Genomic DNA, 18,105 nt, shown 5'->3' on the forward strand with positions numbered 1-18,105 from the left:
CATTGATGCGGAGCGAGATTGTCCACTCCCTCACCGGACGTGCTGGACACCCAGATGATGGGGCGGGGAACCACCACGGCCGTGAGCAGCCGGTGGAACTCTGCCGAGGGCATGTCCACGGGAGAAATCCTCGCGCATGAGCCTAGCCTCGCGCGAGGTTCTACCGCGCCGACCAGCCGCCGTCCATGGTGTAGCTCGCGCCCGTCACCATGCCGGCGTCGTCGGACACCAGCCACGCCACCAGCGAGGCAACTTCCGCCGGCTCTACCAGGCGCTTCACTGCCGACTCCGTCAGCATGACCTTGGCGAGGACCTCGGATTCGGGGATGCCGTGAACCCGCGCCTGGTCCGCGATCTGCTTTTCCACGAGCGGCGTCCGGACGTAGCCGGGATTGACACAGTTGGACGTCACCCCATGCGCTCCGCCCTCCAACGCCGTCACCTTGCTCAGCCCCTCCATGCCGTGTTTCGCCGAGACGTAGGCGCTCTTGAACGGCGAGGCGCGGATCCCGTGGACGGACGAGATGTTGATGATGCGGCCGAAGCTGTTGGCGTACATGTTGGGCAGCGCCGCCCTCACCAGGAGGAACGGCGCCTCGAGCATGAGCGTCAAGATCCGGCGGAAGGCCTGCGGATCAAAGTCCTCGATGGGACTGACGTGCTGGATCCCGGCGTTGTTGACCAGAATGTCGCAGTCCAGGCTCAGCCCGGCAAGGCCGTCGACGTCCAGGAGATCCACCGCCCATACCGTTCCCCCCAGCTCGTCAGCCAGCGCCGCCGCGCCGGGCTCGTCCACGTCTGCCAGCACTACCTTTGCCCCTCGCGCCGCCAGCTCCCGGGCACATGCAGCCCCGATGCCGCTGGCAGCGCCGGTCACCACCGCCTTACGTCCGTTCAGGTTCTTTACACTCAAGTTCCGCTCCTCAAGGTGTCCGCGCTGACATGTGCCGCAGCTCACGACACTTTGGCTTTCCCTGAGTATTGCCGCAGAGAGTATTGTGCTCAATACCTAATCCAGCACTTATTTCCTGCAAAATTGCAGATATGGAAGCCAACCCCGATGATTTGCTGGTGCTGCTCGCGGTATCTCGCTCAGCAAAATTCACGACGGCGGCCCAGTCTCTAGGACTCAACCACACCACCGTTTCGCGCAGGATTGCAGCCCTTGAAAAAGCTCTCGGTGGACGGGTCCTGTCGCGGGCGGCAGGCGGCTGGGAGTTGACCGAACTCGGGGCGCAGGCGGTCATAGTCGCGGAGCAGGTGGAGGCGGCGGTGCGCACGCTCGGCCCGGCGGGCCGCCCGCCTGACCCGGTTACCGGCGTCGTTCGCATGACGGCGACCGACGGTTTCAGCGCGTACATCGCCGCCCCGGCCGTGGCTAAGCTGCGGCGGGACCACCCCGGCCTCAGCGTGGAGATAGTGACGGTAACGAGACGTGCCCTGCAGCAGCGCTCGGGGCTCGACATTGAGGTGGTGGTGGGTGAACCGCAGGTGCACCGGGCGGAAGCATTCCGCCTGGGCGAATACGTGCTCGGCATGTACGCCTCCCGCTCCTATCTGGCGGAAAACGGAATCCCGGATTCAGTGGAGGCCCTGGCCGCGCACCCTCTCGTGTATTTCGTGGACTCCATGCTGCAGGTGGATGACCTCGATGCGCCGCGGCGGCTTGTGCCTGCCATGCGGGACGGAGTGAGCTCGACCAACGTGTTCGTCCATGTGGAAGCGACGCGGGCCGGGGCAGGCATTGGCTTCCTGCCCTGCTTCATGGGCGACCGGCACGAGGACCTGGTGCGCCTGCTGCCCGGGAATTTCGCAGAACGGCTCCCCTACTGGATGGTGCTGCGGCCGGATTCCATGCGCCGTCCGGCCGTCGCAGCGGTGGTGCAGGCCGTCCAGGACGAGGTCGCAGCCCGCCGTGCCATGCTGCTGGGCCGCCCGGGAACCCCGTCCGTTGCTGGGTAATTGCCGTTAATCTGCCTTATTAGGGCGCTCCTCAGCAGTCGATGAAGGCTTGAGACCGGGGCTTGACGGCTCGGGGGCTGGAGTGGAAGGGTCGTGGCGGACTGACGCGCCGGCTGCGAAGGCCCGTACCTTGGCGTCATCCCAGATGTGCGCGGGAACAGCCCCGCCCAAGAGCCTGCGCGCCAGGCGGGGGTCGTCGTCGAAGGGCAGGTCACTGCCTGCCATGACCATGTTGCCGTAGCGGCGTCCCTTCAGCATGGCCGGATCAGCGATGATCACGGTGTGCTTGAAGGAAACCGCGAGTGTGGCGGCGTCCTCTCGCGCATTCTTGAGGTCCGGTCCGTCCCCGGAGTTCATGACATAGACGCCGCCCGGAGCCAGCACCCGCTTAACATGCTTAGTAAACTCGCTGGTCGTAAGGGACCGTGGCGTACGCGCCCCTGCAAAAACATCCCTGATGATGAAGTCGCGGGTGTCTGGCGTCAGCGTTTCGGTGACAGCCCGGGCTTCGCCTACGCGGATGCGGAGCAGCGGGGCCTTCGGGAGGTCGAACCACCCGCGGACGTACTCTGCCAGCTTCCCGTCCAGTTCCACCACGACCTGCCGGGCATCCGGGTAGGCGGCGGAGAAGTAACGGGCAAGCGAGCAGGCGCCTCCGCCCAGGTGAAGTCCACGCAGCTTTGCCCGGGACTCCGGCGGCCAGCGTGACTCAACGAGGGCAGCAATCCAGCGCATGTATTCGAAGTCGAGGAACAGCGGGTCGGCGAGGTCGATGTGTGAGCTCATGACTCCGTTAATGCGCAACAGCCAGCCCGTGGAGTTGTCCTGGTCCGCGATGAGTTCGCAGTCCCCGGTATCGATGTAGTAGACACCCTCGACAGGCCCGTCCGTACGGCCGCCCTTGGAAAGCTCCATCACGCCCCGGCCGCTGGCACCGCCCGCCTTGCTGCCGGAATTCCCACCTGTCTTACCGCCTTGTTTACCGCGCCTCGCCATCAGATTTCCGCTGCTTCCGTCATGCGTCTAAGCGTAGTTGCCCGTTGCGGTTGAGCCTGCCGGTACCGCAGAGCGCCCTTGATCCCGCCAGGCTCGAACAGCGAACCCGCCAGGCTCGAACAGCGAACCCGCCAGGCTCGAACCGCCGGTCCAGCAGCGGTATACAGGCTATGCCTCCGAGACCGCCGCGCCTTTTCCGTCGCGGATCCGCTGGACCATGGCCGTGGTGGAACGTTCCGCCACATAGTCCAAAATGCAGACCCGGCCACCATAGCCCTCCACGGTCGCGGTTTCGGCAAGCATTTCCGGGGTGTAGTCACCACCCTTGGCGTAGATCTCCGGGCGCAACTGCTCAAGCAGCGGAATGGGCGTGGGAGTGTCAAAGACCGTCACGTAGTCCACGCAGCTCAACGCGGCGATCACGGCAGCCCTGTCCGCCACGCTGTTGATGGGACGGTCCGGTCCCTTCAATGCGCGCACGGAATCATCGCTGTTGAGGGCGACCACCAGGATGTCACCCAGCTGCTTGGCCTGGTTGAGGTAGCGGGTGTGTCCGCGGTGCAGCACGTCGAAGCAGCCGTTGGTCAGGACAACGCTCTGGCCGTCGCTGCGGTGCGCACGGATGTGGCGTTCCAGTTCATCTGCCGTCAGGGCGGTGTCGGCGAAGCTTTCGAGGTAGCGTTCCAGCTCGCCTGTGGCGCAGACGGAGGTCCCGGGATGATGGACGACGACGTCCGCAGCAGCCTGGGCAAAGTCAAGGCTGGTGGTCAGCGGAAGGGACACTGCACGGGCGAGGGTCAGCGCGGCCACGAACGTGTCCCCCGCTCCGGACGCCTGCTTCTCGGTTGCCGGCCTTGCCCAGGTCCGGTGTGGTTTGCCGTTGGCGGGAATCAGGACAGTTCCGTCGCGGTCCAGGGTGACCACCACCGCCCCTGCACCTGTGGCCTCCAGCAGTTGCTGCCCGTGCTCGGAGACCACTGAGGCGCGCTCGGCACCTCCGGCCAGGCGCCGGTCCAGCAGTCTTGCCGTCTCCTGTGCATTGGGCGTGACGAGGTCGGGGTGCAGTGCTGCCCAGGGACGCGGGTCATGGGCATCCACGACGACGAGCTGGTCCTGGCCCCGCCGGGAGAGCGCCTCAATCAGCCGGCCGCGGACCGGCTCGGCCAGCGTCCCTGTGCCGTAGTCACAGATCACGACGGCGTCAGGTGCTTGGACGGCGGCCGGCACCGCCGCTGCGAGCGCCGCGGAGGCGGCCTCCGGGATAGTCGCGGCAGCGTCATCGAAGCGGAGCAGAACCTGCCCCCCGCTGCTGATCCGGATCTTGGTGGTGGTGACCATCTCCGGATCCTGCGTCAGGAATCGGGTGTCGACGCCTGCCGCAAGCAGCTGGCGCATAAGCTCCGCGCCGGCGTCGTCCGTTCCGATGAGCCCTGCGACGCCCACCCGGGCACCCAGGGAGGCCAGGTTCATGGCTGTGTTTGCCGCGCCGCCCGGCGAGAACTCACGGCGGTTGATGTCCACCACAGGAGCCGGCGCTTCGCGGCACATCCTGTCGCTCGGGCCGCTCCACCAGCCGTCAAGAATCAGGTCCCCCACCACCAGGATTGAGGGACTCGCCTCCGCGAGCCGCCGCGGCAGCCAGGCGGCGAGCCCGCGCTGCTCCGACAGATCCGGCTTCTCCTCGCCGCTCATGCTCCCGCACCTTCCGGACCAGTGCCTTCCAAACCGGTTCCTTCCGCTGCTGATGCGGAGCCGCCGCCAGGGGCGCGTTGCGGTGCCGCTGCGATGTGCACCACCTTGACCTGCGTGAATTCGTCCAGGAGTTCCGGACCGTAACCGAACCCATGGCCGCTTTCACCTCGGGGTTGGGCGGAACCACCCGGCGCTCCGCCGAATACTTCATTAACCTTCACCGTGCCCACCGGGAGGGCCGCGACTGCCTGCTGGGCATGGGCGATGTTTCCTGTGAGCACAGTTGCGGCCAGGCCGTAGCGTCCGGCGGCGGCGAGCTGCAACCCCTCCTCGAAGCTGTCCACGACGCGCACCGGCGCCACCGGTCCGAAGGTCTCCTCCGACATGACGTCCATGCTGTCAGCGCAGTCGACCAGTACTGTGGCCGGGTAAAAGGCGCCGGGGCCGTCCGGGACTTCCCCGCCTTCCACGGCGCGTGCGCCAAGCTGAAGCGCTTCCGAGACGTGCCGGTGGACGGTCTCCCGCAGGCGCGTGTCCACCAGCGGTGCGATCCCCTTCCGGTTGCGGTTCCGGGCTTCGGCGGCGAGCGCCGCGCAGAACTGTTCCGCCACCGCCTTGTGGACATAGATCCGCTCCACCGAGGTGCAGATCTGGCCGCTGTTGCTGAAGGCCCCGATGGCGGCCTGCTCGGCTGCCCATGCGGGATCGACGTCCGCGTCGACCAGCAGGGGGTCGTTGCCGCCGTTTTCGCGGAGCACATGCGCACCCGTCAGTACGGCAGCCCGGGCGATGCGGGCCCCGGTGTCACTGGACCCCACGTGCGCGAAAACGTCGACGTCCATGTGCTGCGTAAGGAAAGTTCCGGCGTCGGGCCCTCCTGTGAGGGTCTGCAGCACGTCCGGCGGGAAAACCGACGCCAGCACCTGACCGAGGCGTTCCCCGACTCCCGGGCAGCGCTCGCTGGGCTTGTGGATCACAGTGTTTCCGGTGACCAGCGCCGCGCCGATGAGGCCGCAGGCCACTGCGACGGGATCATTCCACGGCGTCAGCAGGACGGCTACCCCGCGGGGCTCGGCGATGGTGTAATCGGCCGCGAGCGCGTTGCCGCGCAGGCTGTGGCCCCGGTGTACCGGGCCGAGCTCCGCATACTGCTCCAGCGTGGAAACACCGGCGGCAACGCCTGCCAAGGCTTCCTGCACCGGGCGGCCGGTTTCCCGCGCATTGATGTCCGCCAGCTGCGCCGCGGCTTCGTTCAAAGCGGCGGCCGCCGCGCGTAAGAGCTTTCCCCGCTCAGCGGGCGGCGTGGCGGCCCAGGCGGGCTGTGCCGCACGGGAAGCCTCCACTGCCCGGGCCACGTCCCCGGTCCGGGCGGAGGAAAATTCTCCCACGACCTCTCCGGTGCGCGGATCCCTGATGATGAGCAGGTCCTCTTCCGTGGCCTGGAAAGTCTCGGTTGCGGTGTGCATGTGGCTCCTCGCTGCGCGGCCCCCGGGTGTCAACCGGCGTGCCGTTTTCTGGTTGTGCCGTCTACTTCGTGCCGTCTACTGCCTCATCCGTACCCCGTGTTCGCTGGTTTACACGCCGGAGCCGTCGGGAGTTTCATTGCTGGCATCCGGTAATGGCTGGGCCGTATGGTGGGCACCACGGAAGCAAACCGGAGCTGACCGAAGCCCGCTGAAGTAAACGAGTAATTGTTCCTCCCGAACGAAAGGCCCACGCCATGGAAGACTCCAACGCCGACTTCGGCGGAGCACGCATCATCAGCCAGGGAGTGGGTCCCATCCTGGAAAGGTTCACGGGCGTCTCGCGGATCGCCGTGCTCCGCGGCGGCGGCTTGGGTGACCTGATGTTCGCGCTGCCGGCGATGTCGGCGCTGAAGGCCGCCTACCCTGAGGCCTCCCTGACTCTGCTGGGCACACCCATGCACGCCGAACTGCTCTCGCAGACCTGCGGACCCGTGGACGAAACCGTCATCCTGCCGTTTTCCGAAGGCGTCCGGCCGGGAGCCGAGGACAAGGATGAACTGGAGAACTTCTTCAGCACAATGCGCGGGCGGAAGTTCGACCTCGCCGTGCAGCTGCACGGGGGCGGGCGCTACTCAAATCCGTTCCTGCTACGGCTCGGGGCACGCCACACCGTGGGCACCAGGACGCCGGACGCTGCCCGCCTCGAGCGGACCGTGCCCTACCTGTACTACCAGCACGAGCCGATGCGGGCCCTGGAAGTGGCCGGATTCGCCGGCGCTGCACCGGTGGAACTCGAGGCCAGGATGCGGACGCTGCCGGAATTCAGGCAGCGCCTCACCTCCCGGCTGGAGAGGCTGGACTCCTCGCCTGAGCGCGGCAGGGTGGTGATCCATCCGGGCGCCACGGATCCACGCCGGCGGTGGCCTGCGGAACGGTTCGGGGCAGTGGCCCGTATGGCGGCCGATGACGGCTTCCGGGTTTTGGTGATCGGCGACCACAGCGAAAAGGAGCTGGCCGAGGCAGTGGTGGAGCACGCCGTCGGACACGGCTCCGCCGGCACCCCCACGCCGGCCAGTCCGCAGGTGGAGTCACTGGCCGGCCAGCTTGAACTGGGCGAGCTCGCTGCCCTCTTGGCTGACTGCAGCGTCGTCGTGGCAAATGACAGCGGTCCCCGCCATCTGGCCCAGGCGCTGGGCTCACCCACAGTGGGTGTTTTCTGGACCGGCAACGCCATCAATGCCGGCCCCTTGGGGCGGAGCCTCCACCGGATCCACCTCGGCTGGACCACGCGCTGCGGTGTTTGTGGCGTGGACATGACCCAGGTGGGCTGGACAGCGCCGAGGTGCCCCCACGACGAGTCCACGGTGGAGGCGGTCGCCCCCGATGCCGTCTACGAAGACGTCCTGCAGCTTACGGCCATGAGCCTTCCTCCTCGTGGCAGATGAGCATTTCGCGCACCTCGCACCCTGCCGGCTGTGAGAGCACGAACAGGATGGCCTGGGCCACGTTGGCGGGATCGTTGAGGCGGGAGTCGTCCTGGGGCTTGTACTGCTCCGCCCGGTCGTCGAAGAAGCGCGTCTTCATACCGCCCGGGATCATGGTGGTCACGCCGATCTCGCCTCCCGTCTCGGCGGCGAGGGAGTGGCTGAAGCCGACCACCCCGAACTTGGAGGCGCAGTAGGCCGTCGCCTCCGGAAGTGCGCGCTTCCCCAGCGTGGAGGCGATGGTTACTACGCGCCCGCGGGATTCCTTCAGGTACGGGAGGGCGGCGCGGACCACGGACACCGTCCCCATCAGGTTGACCCCAATCACGCGTTCCCACTCATCGGCGTCCACGTCCTCCAGCTTGCCGCAGCGGTCGATCCCGGCTGCGGTGACCACTGCGTCCAGGCCGTCCAGCGTCTCAGCCGCCTGCCGGACGGCTTCGGTCACCGCGGCACGGTCCGAAACATCGACCTCAAAAGCCTTCGCAGCAGCGACGTTCCGGATGTCCCGGTCCAGCACTACGGGCGTACCGCCCGCCTTCAGAACGGCGTCGACGACGGCGGCCCCCAGGCCTGAGGCTCCCCCGGTGACCAGCACCCGGCCGGGCCGGAAGGTCGATTCATACATGGTGTTCCTTTCGTTCGGGTCTATATCTTGTTTCTGGTGCGCCTGACCGCAGAGGTTCAGCTGACCTTGGCCAGCGCATCAGCCAGGATGGACGTGGACCTGGCGGGGTGGAAGGGCACCGTCATGCAGCGCCCGCCCCAGCTTTCAACAAGGCTGGCTTCGGGCAGCTGTGACGCCTGATAGTCGCCGCCCTTCACCCAGATGTCCGGCCGCAGCTCATCCAGGCAGGCCTCCGGGGTGTCCTCCTCGAAGATCATCACGGCGTCCACGCACTCCAGCGCCAGGAGAAGTTCCGCCCTGTCCTGCTCGCTGACGATGGGCCGCTGCTCACCTTTGATCCGGTGCACCGAGGCGTCCGAGTTCAGGCAGACGATCAGGCAGTCGCCGAGGTCCCGGGCAGCCGCGAGTGTGCGGGCATGTCCTGCATGCAGCAGGTCGAAGCAGCCGCCCGTTGCGACCACGGTTCCGCCGTTCGCCCGGACCCGTCGGGCCAGCGCCATCGCGTCCTCGTCGCGCCGATGCTGCCAGACGGGACGGTGGCGGTCCGGCAGGGAGGCAACTCCCCCGGCACCCAGGAAGTCAGCTGCCGCATGGATAGCGAGTTCGGCGGCGTCGTCCAGGGTGCGGCCTTCCGCAAGGTGCGCCACCAGACTGGCTGCCAGCCGGTCACCCGCTCCGCAGGGGTCAGTGACGTCGGTGGCGGGAGCGGGAATGGTCCGCGGACGGCGGTCCTCCTGTCGGAGCAGGAGCCCGCCGTCCTCCCCCATGGTCACGAGCACCGCTTTGCCCTGCCAGCGGTCCAGCAGCGCGTTGCCCACTTCTGCGACCTCATTCGGCGTCTCGGCCGCCCTGCCCGCCGCCTTAGTTGCCTCGGCGAGATTGGGCGTGGCCACGGCAACCCCGGGTACCGGATCCGCACCTGCCGGGTGCGGGTCCCACACGATCGGCACGTCGTTGGCCAGGGCCGTGAGGAGCGACCGGATTTCAGGATTGGCCGCAACACCGCGGCCATAGTCGGCAACGACGATCGCCTCCGCATGTTCGATCGCTTTCAGCATCGCTGCCGTTGCGGCGGGCACGGCGGGCCTGGCGCAGTCCTCATCCACCCGGACCACGGGCTGGCGACCCGCCCGTACCCGCGTTTTCACCGGGGTCCGGACACCTGAACTACCTGCTACCACCCGTATCCCGGCGAGTGCCCCTTCGAGCTCCAGGGAGGCGTCGTCATCGGACAGCACAGTCACCAGGGTGACCCGGTGTCCATCCTGGGCAAGCATCCGGGCAACGAGCCCCGCGCCGCCTGCACGCCGTCGGACTTCCGCAATATCCACCACAGGGACCGGCGCGTCGGGGCACAGCCTCGTGGCTTCACCGGCCAGGTCCACGTCAAGCAGGACATCTCCAACCACAGTGATTCTCATCCGAGATCAGCCCCCTGCCCGGCGGGAGTCCTGCCCTTGCGGGCTATCTCGGCTTCAAATGACCGGCACAGGGCGTGCAGGGCGATGAGGTGCCCCTCCTGCGCGTTGGCTGACAGGGCGTCGATGGCCACCACCTCGTCGCAGCATTCTGCCAGCGGGTTCGGTGCGGGGCCCGTGAGCGCCCACGTGGTCACGTTCAGGCGGGCAGCTGCTTCGGCGGCGCGCAGCAGGTTGGGGCTCTTTCCGCTGGTAGACAGCAGCAGGAGGATGTCACCGGAGCGGCCGTGGGCCCGCACCTGCCTGGCGAAGAGCTCATCGTAGCCATAGTCATTGGCAATGGCGGTCACCGCCGAACTCTCGGCGTGCAGCGAGATGGCCGAGAAAGGCACGCGCTCGCCGTCGAACCTGCCCACAAGCTCAGCGGTCAGATGCTGCGCCTCGGCAGCGGAGCCTCCGTTGCCCGCTGCCAGCAACCGCTGGCCGCCCAGAAGCCGGTTAGCCAGTTCGACGCCCCACGCCGCCAGTTGACCGGCCTGGCTCTCCAGCGAGCGCAGAGCCGGAAGAACATTCTCCAGATGGATCCGGACGGCGTCCCGGGACGCCTCGGGAATCGCCGTATCCTGCCCCGCTTCCGGCTGCGCCAGGGACTGCCCGAGGGGCTGCGCCAGGGACTGCGCGCGGGGCTTTTCAAATACTGCGCGGCCGGCGACCGGCGGCAGGGCTGGAAGCTCAGCCTCCTGCAGGGACCATTCCGTTGTCACAGTGCCGCTCCTTCCATGGGGAGGCTGGTGGCCGTTGCCGTTTCAGCGACCGCCAACTGGTACGCCTTTTCGGTTTCCGCCGCGATCCGGCTCCAGGAGAACCGCGCCTTTGCACGCCTTTCACCGGCCCGGCCCAGCTTGCCCCGGAGTTCCGGTGAGGCCAGCAGCGTGGCCAACGCATCGGCTATCGCTTCCGGGTCCCTTGGGGGCACGTGCAGGCCGGTTCCGTGATTCACCACTGAATCCGTCAAACCCCCCACTGCCGCGGCCACCACCGGTACACCGCATGCCATAGCTTCAAGCGGAACGATGCCGAACGGCTCATACCAGGGTGTGCAGGCCACGGCGTCGGCGCTGCGGAAAATCGCAGGCATCTCCTCGCGGGACACCTGTCCGCGGAGCACCACCTGATCCGCCACGCCCAAATCCCCGGCGAGCCCGAGAAGCCTCCGTGCTTCAGGATCCTGGTTCCCTGCGGTTCCGCCGCCGCCAACGATGAGGAGTTCGACGTCGTCGAACCCCGCCTCCTTCAGGCGCGCGAGGGCGCGGATCACCAAGTCCACCCCTTTTCGCGGCACCAGCCGCCCAACAGACAGGATGCGATGCCGGCGGGGCCGGGAATCCACCGGTCCCGTACCGGAAAACAGCTCCAGATCCACACCGCAGGGCGCAATGGAGATTTTTCCCGTATCGATGCCCATCGCCTTCAGTTCGAAAACCTCATCCGAGCAGGTGGCAATGATCCGGTCGACCGACCGCCCCACGGACGGTTCCAGGAACCGGCGCTCTGCTGGACTGGTGTCGTCGGTGCCCTGGTGCCGGCGCTTGACGGTGCCAAGGGCATGGAACGTCTGGACTACGGGCACACGGAAGCCCGAAGGATCACGGCGTGCGGCATTGAGCGCTGCGATGCCGGACATCCAGAAGTGGCCGTGGACGATGTCTGGAGGCGTGCGGCCCCAGTCCCGGACCACCCCGTCAGCGAGCGCCTCCATGAACGGCAGCAGCTCGTCCTTCGGAACATGGGCGGCAGGTCCGGCGTCGACGTGCACCACCTCGAGTCTCGGCTGTACCCGCACCTTTGCGGGCAGATCCGGGGCATCGCGCCTGGTATAGACCGTGACAGCGTGGCCCCGGCGGGCCAGTGCCGTGGAAAGCGCAGCCACATGCACATTCTGGCCGCCCGCATCCACCCCGCCGAGCGCGGCCAACGGACTCGCGTGCTCCGAAATCATTGAGATCTTCAATGGGTAGTCCTTTCTCGCGCCGGGATAGAGGGCCCGGTTCCGGGCCCCATCAAGGTACGGTGGCCTGGCGAGGGCTTGAGATCCGCCAGGACCGTGTCCCAGTCAGCCAGGAAGCGGTCAAGGCCGTAACGCTCCAGAACCGCTTCCCGTGCTGCTTTACCCCGTCGCCGCGCCTCCTCGGGGTCGTTGATGAGCCGCCTGGCAGTCCGCAGCAGCTCACTCACGCTGGTGGAAACAGCTCCCGCTTCGGCCGGTACGGCCCGCGCTGCTTCAGTCGTGTCAAGGGCCAGGACTGGCATCCCGAGATGCATCGCCTCCAGCAGCGCGAGTCCCAGGGATGTCCAGCGCAGGGGGTGCAGGTAAACCCGGCAGTGGGCCAGTTCGCGATGGAGCTCTGCGGTCTTCAGGTCCCCGCGGACCGTCAGCCTTGACGGCCCAATTCCCGTTGCTGCATGAAGCTCGCCACCGCCCATTCCAAAAACCTGCAGCGGTGCGGCCTCGGCGAAACGGGGCAGCAGGTCCGTTCCTGTCACGCGCCCGCGGCGGACCGGTTCATTCACCACTACCCCCAGTTCAGGCAGTTCGCCTGTGTAAAGGTAGCCGGGGTCGTGGATCCCGTGCTCGATAACAGTGGTGGGCGCCTGGCCGCTGTCCCAAAAGAGTTCGTTGAAGTGGGTTACGTGCACCACCGGAATTTCGTGCTGGTCCGCGAGCGGGTGCCGGCTGAAGGGAACGTTCCCCTTGGGCGTGTTGTGTTCAACGAAAACGGCTGGAAGATCGACGCCGGGACGGCGCCCCAGCAGCCTGGCCACCTCTGCGGCCTCCTCAGGCCGCTGGAGCACGACGGCGTCGATGCTGTCGGCATCCAACGTCGCCAGGGACACCTCCTGGACGGACGCCGGCCAATCCCTCCCGGCCCGGCCCAGGCCCCACGCGCCTCCTTCAGCCAGAACCGGCAGGAGATACTCGTGCCGTCCGCGGACAAACGCATCCGTCCAGGATCCGTGTACGTGCCAGAGGAGAATTCTCATTACCTGCGCACCTTTCTTCGAGTGCTGAGAGAGGAAATCCCGCGCATCAGCCGTTCAACGGCCTCCACCACCTGCTCGGGCGATACCGAGCTCAGGCAGGGGTGGCCGGGAACCGGACAAATCCGGGCCCGGCTCCCTTTGCACCTTGCATTCTGGTCACCGAGCAGTTCCAGCGGCACCCCGTACGGCGCCCACCGGATCGCCGGAACGACCGGCGAGAACAGGCTAACCACCGGGGTTCCTACCGCGGCCGCCAAGTGGGCTGGACCCGTATTCCCGGTGACGACCACCTGAGCCCTTGCCAGGACCCCCGATAGGGTCCGGAGATCGGTCTGCCCGCCAAGGTCCAGGGCTGACGGGCCGGCCACGGTTGCCGTCAGCTCTGTCTCCCCGGGCCCGCCGGTCACCACCACGCGGTGGCCTGAACCCTCCAGCAGCTCCACGGCGGCAGCATGGTGGAGCGGGGGCCAAGCCCGCGCCGGCACCGTTGCCCCTGGATGGACCACGACGTAGGGCTCTTCTCCGACGAGGTTCCGGACGTCCGGCGGCTCCTTCACCATCAGCTTCCCGTCGTCGCCGTCCCTCAGCCGGAAACCTGCTGCCTTGGCAATTCCCAGCGCCCGGACTGCCTCCGGCTGGTCTTCAGGGAAATCCTCGCCGGGCCGCAACCGGACGTCCAGCAACGACCCTGCGTAGTCGGTCGATGCGCCCGTGATGCGAGAAACCCCGGCCAGCCGCAGGAGCATCGCCAGCGGCAGGGGTGACTGGTGGAAGGAGGTGAGGATGACTGCTTCGGCGATGCGGGAATTACGGACGAAGTCCACCAGCACGTCCAGGTGCGGTCCCGTTACAGGAGGGGCGGGATTGGTAATCCACGGGCTGTCCCAAGCGAAAACGTCGGAAACAAACGGCAGCAGTGACGCGGCAGGCTGCCCTTGGGGTCCGCACAGCACGACGACGTCATTGGGGGCGCCGCCGTCGGCCCGCCTGCCGTTGGCCACAGCCCTGACGGCAGGACCGGCCAGCAGCACGTCGCCCACGCTGTCGAGCCGGGCCACCAGGACCCTGCTCATGCCGGTCCCTTGAGGAGCAGGGCCACGGCCTGCTCAAGGTCCGCTGCGACTTCCGGGGCCGCTGCCACCTCCTCCTCGCGTGTCACCGGTGTGGGAACCAGCACACCCCGGGCACCCGCAGCCCGGGCGGCCTGCACGTCGCTGCCGATGTCACCGATGAATGCGGCCTCCGACGCCTTAATCCCGAGTCTGTCGCACGCGCTGTGAATCATGCCGGGGGCCGGCTTGCGGCAGCTGCAGGAGTCCTCGGCTGAATGCGGGCACACTTCCCATACATCAAAGGGTCCCAACAGTTCCTCTACGCGATTGTTCACGCTGTCGACCTGGTCCATCGTCAGTATGCCCCGGGCCACGCCCGACTGGTTGCTCAACACACCGGTGGCCAGACCCAGGCCGCGCAGCTCGTCAAGGACCCTGCGTGCGCCAGGGAAGGGCCTGACCTTTGAGGGGTCGCCGTTGTAGGGCACGTCAATGACGAGAGTGCCGTCCCGGTCGAACAGCACAGCTTTAAGTCGAGAAGCGTTGCTTGCCATACACCCTCCGTTCCCCCGCCGGCACAAGGCTAAACAGCCGCCCTCCTACTTCTTCGGATTAGACTCCTCGTCAGGCAGTCTTGCACAAGCTGCATCGACCGGAGGAGGACAGGCAATGGAACAACCTGATGGCGGACGCGAACAGCCCGTCCTCTTGGTTCTGCGGGCACTGAAACTTGGTGACATGCTGGTCGCCGTTCCGGCGCTGCGTGCGCTGCGCCGTGCATATCCCCGTCACCGCCTGCTTTACGCGGCCCAGGGATGGCTGGCTGAGGCACTCGAGCTTGTCGGGGGGTACGAGCTGCTCCCCACGCACGGCCTCGACGTTCCGATTCCGATCGCACCCGGAACGGTGGACGTGGCGGTCAACCTCCACGGCAGTGGGCCGGAAAGCGATGACCGGCTGGCGGACATCAGGCCACGGACAATAATTGGGCACCGCAGTGCCACCAGGAACGGGCCTGAGTGGGTACATGACATTCACGAACGGACCCGGTGGACACGGCTGCTGGAGTGGCACGGCATCGCGGCCGAGCCCGAGGATTTCCGGCTGCTGCAGCCCTCCGTAGCCAGTCCCTGCCCGGGTGCCACGGTGCTTCATGTAGGCGCCGCATACGGCAGCCGGCTGTGGCCTGTGGAGAGGTTCGCCCGCGTGGCCCGGGAGCTTTCCAGGCAGGGGCACCACGTGGTCTTTACCGGCAGCTCCGGAGAACGTCCGCGTGCCCTGGACGTGGCCAAGGCCGCGGGACTGGCCGAGTGCCACGTCCTGGCCGGGACGCTCGGACTGTCGGCCTTCGCAGCAACAGTGGCAGACGCGCGGCTGGTAGTCTCGGCCGACACAGGCGCGGCCCATCTCGCATCAGCCTATGCCCGGCCGTCTGTGGTCCTTTTCGGGCCTGCGCCCGCTGAAGTGTGGGGGCCTCCGCCCGGGCCGCACGTGGTGCTGACCCACGCTCAGCTGCGGCGCGGCGACACGTTCGCCGCCACGCCGGACCCTGCTCTCCTGGCCGTTTCTGCAGAGGACGTGCTCGCCGCCGTCCGCGGGCTCTCGCTCTCGTGATCCTCGGCCAGCAGGCGGTGCTGGAGGCAGACAAGAATGCGTGACAGCCGCCGCGACACCTGCATCTGCGAGATGCCGAACCGCTGGCCGAGTTCGGACTGAGTCTCCTCCCGGAAATACCGGCGGTACAGCATCTCGCGGTCATCCGGATCCAGCTCCTGGATTGCTTCGTTCAGGCACACCAGTTCTTCAAGGTGCTCTATGGGGGTATCCGGCGACATCAGGGTTTCCGCCATCGGCGGGCCGCCCCACGGATCGGTGTTGTCGAGCGAATCGGGATGCATGCTGCTTCCCGCGGCCTGGGCCTCCCTGACTTCCTCAACCGGGACAGCCATTTCCGCGGCCAGTTCCTGCTCGGTGGGCACGCGTCCCAGGGACTGTGCCAGATCAGGAGCTGTGCGGAGCATCTGCGTCCGGACGTCCTGGACCCTGCGCGGGGGCCGCACGGTCCAACACCGGTCCCGGAGGAACCGCTTCAGCTCCCCGCTGATCGTCGGTGCAGCGTAGGCCGGAAAACTCTCGCCCTTTTTCTCGTCAAAGCCCCTGGCAGCCTTCACCAACCCGAGGTACGCCACCTGTACAAGATCGGCGCGGTCCCTGCCCCTGGCGGCATAGCGCGCGGCTAGGGACTCAGCGAGGTCAAGGTAGTTGAGCACCAGCTGGTTCTGGAAGGCCTCGTGAAGCCGCCCTGACTGGTGAAGTGCACGAGTGGAGCACCGCGCGGCCCATTCAGGCCGGGCGGATTCGACTAAGGACTCCCCGTCGCATTCGGCTGATTCGTTGACAGCGGATAAGGCAATTTTCTCGGGCATGTCGGGGATTCCTTCGACCTGGATCTCTAGAAAGCCTTCGGCAAGACTTAGAAGAAGGAAACCATAAGCGTGCTTATTACACAATTGCCCCAGCAGGTAGGCTCTTTCAAAGCAGCACCTTCTGCGGCGCCACGGGACGTCGCCTGGCGCCGCGGTACAGGTCCAAGGCAGCCACGGAGGATATGACATGCGCATCGTCATTACAGGAGCCAGCGGAAACGCCGGCACGGCACTGTTGCGCAGGCTCCAACGCGCCGCCGCAGAAGAGGTGCACGGTCTGGAACTGGTGGGCATCAGCCGCCGGATGCCGGATATTTCGCAAGACCCCTACCGGGGAGTGGAATGGCACACTTTGGACGTGGGTGTGAGCGCCAGCCAGGGAAGTCTTGGTGTTGCGCTGGCCGGGGCAGACGCCGTGGTGCATCTTGCGTGGCAGATCCAGCCAAACCGGGATCTCTCCCTGCTGCACCGCACCAACGTGACCGGCACGGAGAACGTCCTGGCCGCCGCCAGGGACGCGGGGGTCGGGCATGTGGTGTGCGCTTCGTCAGTCGGCGCCTACAGCCCAGGCCCGAAGGACCGCCGGGTGGACGAGGGCTGGCCTACCCAGGGTATGGAGGGGTCGCACTACAGCCGGGATAAAGCCGACCAGGAGGCCGTGCTGGACCGGTTCGCCGCGGACAATCCTTCCATCATCGTGGCCAGGCTGCGCCCGGGGCTGATCTTCCAAGGCGACGCCGGAAGCGAGATCGGCCGGTACTTCCTCGGCATGGTGCACCCCAGGCTGGTACCCCGCCGCCCGGCCCTGCCGATCCTGCCCATCCCCAACGAATTCATCTTTCAGGCCCTGCACGCGGATGACGTGGCAGATGCTTATTGGCGGGTTGTCCGGAACAAAGCGTCCGGGCCCTTCAACGTCGCAGCAGAACCGGTGGTCACGCCGCAAAACCTGGCCCGGCTCTTCTCAGCCCGCCGGGTGCTGCCTATTCCGGTCCGGTTCCTGCACACCCTCGTCGACTTGACCTGGCGGCTAAGGCTGCAGCAGACGGACTCCGGTTGGGTGGACATGGCAGCAGGAGCGCCCATTATGGACACCGCCCGCGCCCGGACGGAACTCGGCTGGGAGCCCCGGACATCGTCCCTGGATGCCATCCAGGAAGTCATTGAAGGCATGGCGACAGGCGCCGGGCTTGCCCCGTCGCCGCCGCTGAAACCGCGACGCCCACTGTGGGCAACCGCGGGGGAATTGGTCCGGCGGAGACGGGCATAACACGGAAGGGAAGTCCCGCCCCCGGGGCGCGCGGGGGCGGGACCCCCTGACCCGCCGCGCTACCCGCAGTGATCCCCCGGTGGCCCGGCTTATGCACCGACGGCCCGACGTCCCGGCTTAGGGCCCCATCGCCCGGCCATCGGCGGTCGGCGCCGTAGAGGGCGTGCCAGCGAAAGCCGGTTCCGGCGTTACTCGCGCGAGTTGTTCGGGCGGGTCGCGTCAGGCCGCTGATCAGGGTTGACGATGGCCCCCTTGGGCTGTTCACGCTTCTCATCGGCGTCCGGATCCAGCGCGTTCGCTTTGTGCAGGTGCTTTTCGGAATCACTCCTGAAGCCCTGCGCCTCGGACTGCCGCTGTTCGGCTTCCTGGCTCAACCGGGCAGCCTCAACCTGGGCCTTCTCGGCGTCGGCCTTGGCCCGAAGTGCCTGCGCTTCGTTCTCCCGGGCCTCAAGCTCGGCATCCTCGGCCTTTCTGCGGATGTCGGCAGCATGCTGGCGATTGGTTTCATCCCTTTTCCGCTTAAACGCCTCCTTGCGCTTGCGGCCGGTCACCAACAGCAAAATGATCAGCGCGATAACAACAATTGCAACAATGATCCATACCCAGGTAGCTGTATCCACCGAGGCTCCACCTCTTTCCATATCCAGCACGGTCCGGCGATACGGGCAG

General features: G+C 67.0%; 17 protein-coding genes. 4 read left to right on the plus strand and 13 right to left on the minus strand.

Annotated features, from left to right (window positions below; genetic code table 11):
* Window positions 1–160: 160 nt before the first annotated feature.
* Window positions 161–913: a 3-hydroxybutyrate dehydrogenase gene (locus tag M1E01_RS17200; RefSeq protein ID WP_457972734.1), complete on the minus strand. Its 753-nt coding sequence runs from the start codon at window positions 911–913 to the stop codon at window positions 161–163.
* A gap of 131 nt (window positions 914–1,044) precedes the next feature.
* Between M1E01_RS17200 and M1E01_RS17205 the strand changes: the two genes are divergently transcribed.
* Window positions 1,045–1,962, plus strand: coding sequence for a LysR family transcriptional regulator (locus M1E01_RS17205; RefSeq protein ID WP_457972735.1), 918 nt, complete (start codon window positions 1,045–1,047; stop codon window positions 1,960–1,962).
* A 6-nt stretch (window positions 1,963–1,968) separates the two neighbouring features.
* Here the strand turns inward: M1E01_RS17205 and M1E01_RS17210 are convergent, their stop codons facing one another.
* The 3 genes from M1E01_RS17210 to M1E01_RS17220 form a co-directional block, all read right to left on the minus strand.
* Window positions 1,969–2,877: a spermidine synthase gene (locus tag M1E01_RS17210; protein ID WP_457972736.1), complete on the minus strand. Its 909-nt coding sequence runs from the start codon at window positions 2,875–2,877 to the stop codon at window positions 1,969–1,971.
* Between the two features lie 249 nt (window positions 2,878–3,126).
* Window positions 3,127–4,650, minus strand: a complete 1,524-nt coding sequence (gene rfaE2 / locus M1E01_RS17215) for a D-glycero-beta-D-manno-heptose 1-phosphate adenylyltransferase (protein ID WP_457972737.1) — start codon at window positions 4,648–4,650, stop codon at window positions 3,127–3,129.
* Complete coding sequence (locus M1E01_RS17220) at window positions 4,647–6,116, minus strand: aldehyde dehydrogenase family protein (RefSeq protein WP_457972738.1); 1,470 nt, start codon at window positions 6,114–6,116, stop codon at window positions 4,647–4,649. Before M1E01_RS17220 ends, rfaE2 (M1E01_RS17215) begins: the two co-directional genes overlap by 4 nt.
* Before the next feature lie 254 nt (window positions 6,117–6,370).
* On the opposite strand from M1E01_RS17220, the gene M1E01_RS17225 reads away from it, so the two are divergent.
* Window positions 6,371–7,561: a glycosyltransferase family 9 protein gene (locus M1E01_RS17225; RefSeq protein ID WP_457972739.1), complete on the plus strand. Its 1,191-nt coding sequence runs from the start codon at window positions 6,371–6,373 to the stop codon at window positions 7,559–7,561.
* Here the strand turns inward: M1E01_RS17225 and M1E01_RS17230 are convergent.
* The 7 genes from M1E01_RS17230 to M1E01_RS17260 are packed head-to-tail and all read right to left on the minus strand — an operon-like array spanning window position 7,527 to window position 14,294.
* Complete coding sequence (locus M1E01_RS17230; protein WP_457972740.1) at window positions 7,527–8,228, minus strand: SDR family oxidoreductase; 702 nt, start codon at window positions 8,226–8,228, stop codon at window positions 7,527–7,529. The genes M1E01_RS17225 and M1E01_RS17230 overlap by 35 nt on opposite strands.
* A 56-nt stretch (window positions 8,229–8,284) precedes the next feature.
* Window positions 8,285–9,649 carry a D-glycero-beta-D-manno-heptose 1-phosphate adenylyltransferase gene (rfaE2, locus tag M1E01_RS17235; protein WP_457972741.1) on the minus strand — a complete coding sequence of 455 codons (1,365 nt, stop codon included), beginning with the start codon at window positions 9,647–9,649 and terminating at the stop codon, window positions 8,285–8,287.
* The gene (locus M1E01_RS17240; protein WP_457972742.1) at window positions 9,646–10,410 is read right to left on the minus strand and encodes a D-sedoheptulose-7-phosphate isomerase; all 765 of its coding nucleotides are present in this window, start codon (window positions 10,408–10,410) and stop codon (window positions 9,646–9,648) included. The genes rfaE2 (M1E01_RS17235) and M1E01_RS17240 overlap by 4 nt, the downstream gene beginning before the upstream one ends.
* Complete coding sequence (locus tag M1E01_RS17245; RefSeq protein ID WP_457972743.1) at window positions 10,407–11,657, minus strand: glycosyltransferase; 1,251 nt, start codon at window positions 11,655–11,657, stop codon at window positions 10,407–10,409. Before M1E01_RS17245 ends, M1E01_RS17240 begins: the two co-directional genes overlap by 4 nt.
* Complete coding sequence (locus M1E01_RS17250; RefSeq protein ID WP_457972744.1) at window positions 11,654–12,688, minus strand: glycosyltransferase; 1,035 nt, start codon at window positions 12,686–12,688, stop codon at window positions 11,654–11,656. The genes M1E01_RS17245 and M1E01_RS17250 overlap by 4 nt, the downstream gene beginning before the upstream one ends.
* Window positions 12,688–13,761 (minus strand): glycosyltransferase family 9 protein, encoded by a 1,074-nt coding sequence (locus M1E01_RS17255; RefSeq protein ID WP_457972745.1) that lies wholly within the window; start codon window positions 13,759–13,761, stop codon window positions 12,688–12,690. Before M1E01_RS17255 ends, M1E01_RS17250 begins: the two co-directional genes overlap by 1 nt.
* Window positions 13,758–14,294: a D-glycero-alpha-D-manno-heptose-1,7-bisphosphate 7-phosphatase gene (locus tag M1E01_RS17260; protein WP_457972746.1), complete on the minus strand. Its 537-nt coding sequence runs from the start codon at window positions 14,292–14,294 to the stop codon at window positions 13,758–13,760. The genes M1E01_RS17255 and M1E01_RS17260 overlap by 4 nt, the downstream gene beginning before the upstream one ends.
* Window positions 14,295–14,409: 115 nt before the next feature.
* Between M1E01_RS17260 and M1E01_RS17265 the strand changes: the two genes are divergently transcribed.
* Window positions 14,410–15,354: a glycosyltransferase family 9 protein gene (locus tag M1E01_RS17265; RefSeq protein ID WP_457972747.1), complete on the plus strand. Its 945-nt coding sequence runs from the start codon at window positions 14,410–14,412 to the stop codon at window positions 15,352–15,354.
* Here the strand turns inward: M1E01_RS17265 and M1E01_RS17270 are convergent.
* Entirely contained in the window at window positions 15,249–16,166 is a 918-nt protein-coding gene (locus M1E01_RS17270) for a sigma-70 family RNA polymerase sigma factor (protein ID WP_457972748.1), read from the minus strand. The two genes, M1E01_RS17265 and M1E01_RS17270, sit on opposite strands and share 106 nt — an antisense overlap.
* 187 nt (window positions 16,167–16,353) lie before the next feature.
* Here M1E01_RS17270 and M1E01_RS17275 point away from each other — a divergent pair, with 187 nt between their 5' ends.
* Window positions 16,354–17,436 (plus strand): NAD-dependent epimerase/dehydratase family protein, encoded by a 1,083-nt coding sequence (locus M1E01_RS17275; protein WP_457972749.1) that lies wholly within the window; start codon window positions 16,354–16,356, stop codon window positions 17,434–17,436.
* A 188-nt stretch (window positions 17,437–17,624) separates the two neighbouring features.
* Here M1E01_RS17275 and M1E01_RS17280 read toward each other — a convergent pair whose 3' ends face one another.
* The gene (locus M1E01_RS17280; RefSeq protein WP_457972750.1) at window positions 17,625–18,056 is read right to left on the minus strand and encodes a hypothetical protein; all 432 of its coding nucleotides are present in this window, start codon (window positions 18,054–18,056) and stop codon (window positions 17,625–17,627) included.
* Window positions 18,057–18,105 lie beyond the last annotated feature (49 nt).

It is taken from the genome of Arthrobacter sp. D1-17, assembly GCF_054130535.1.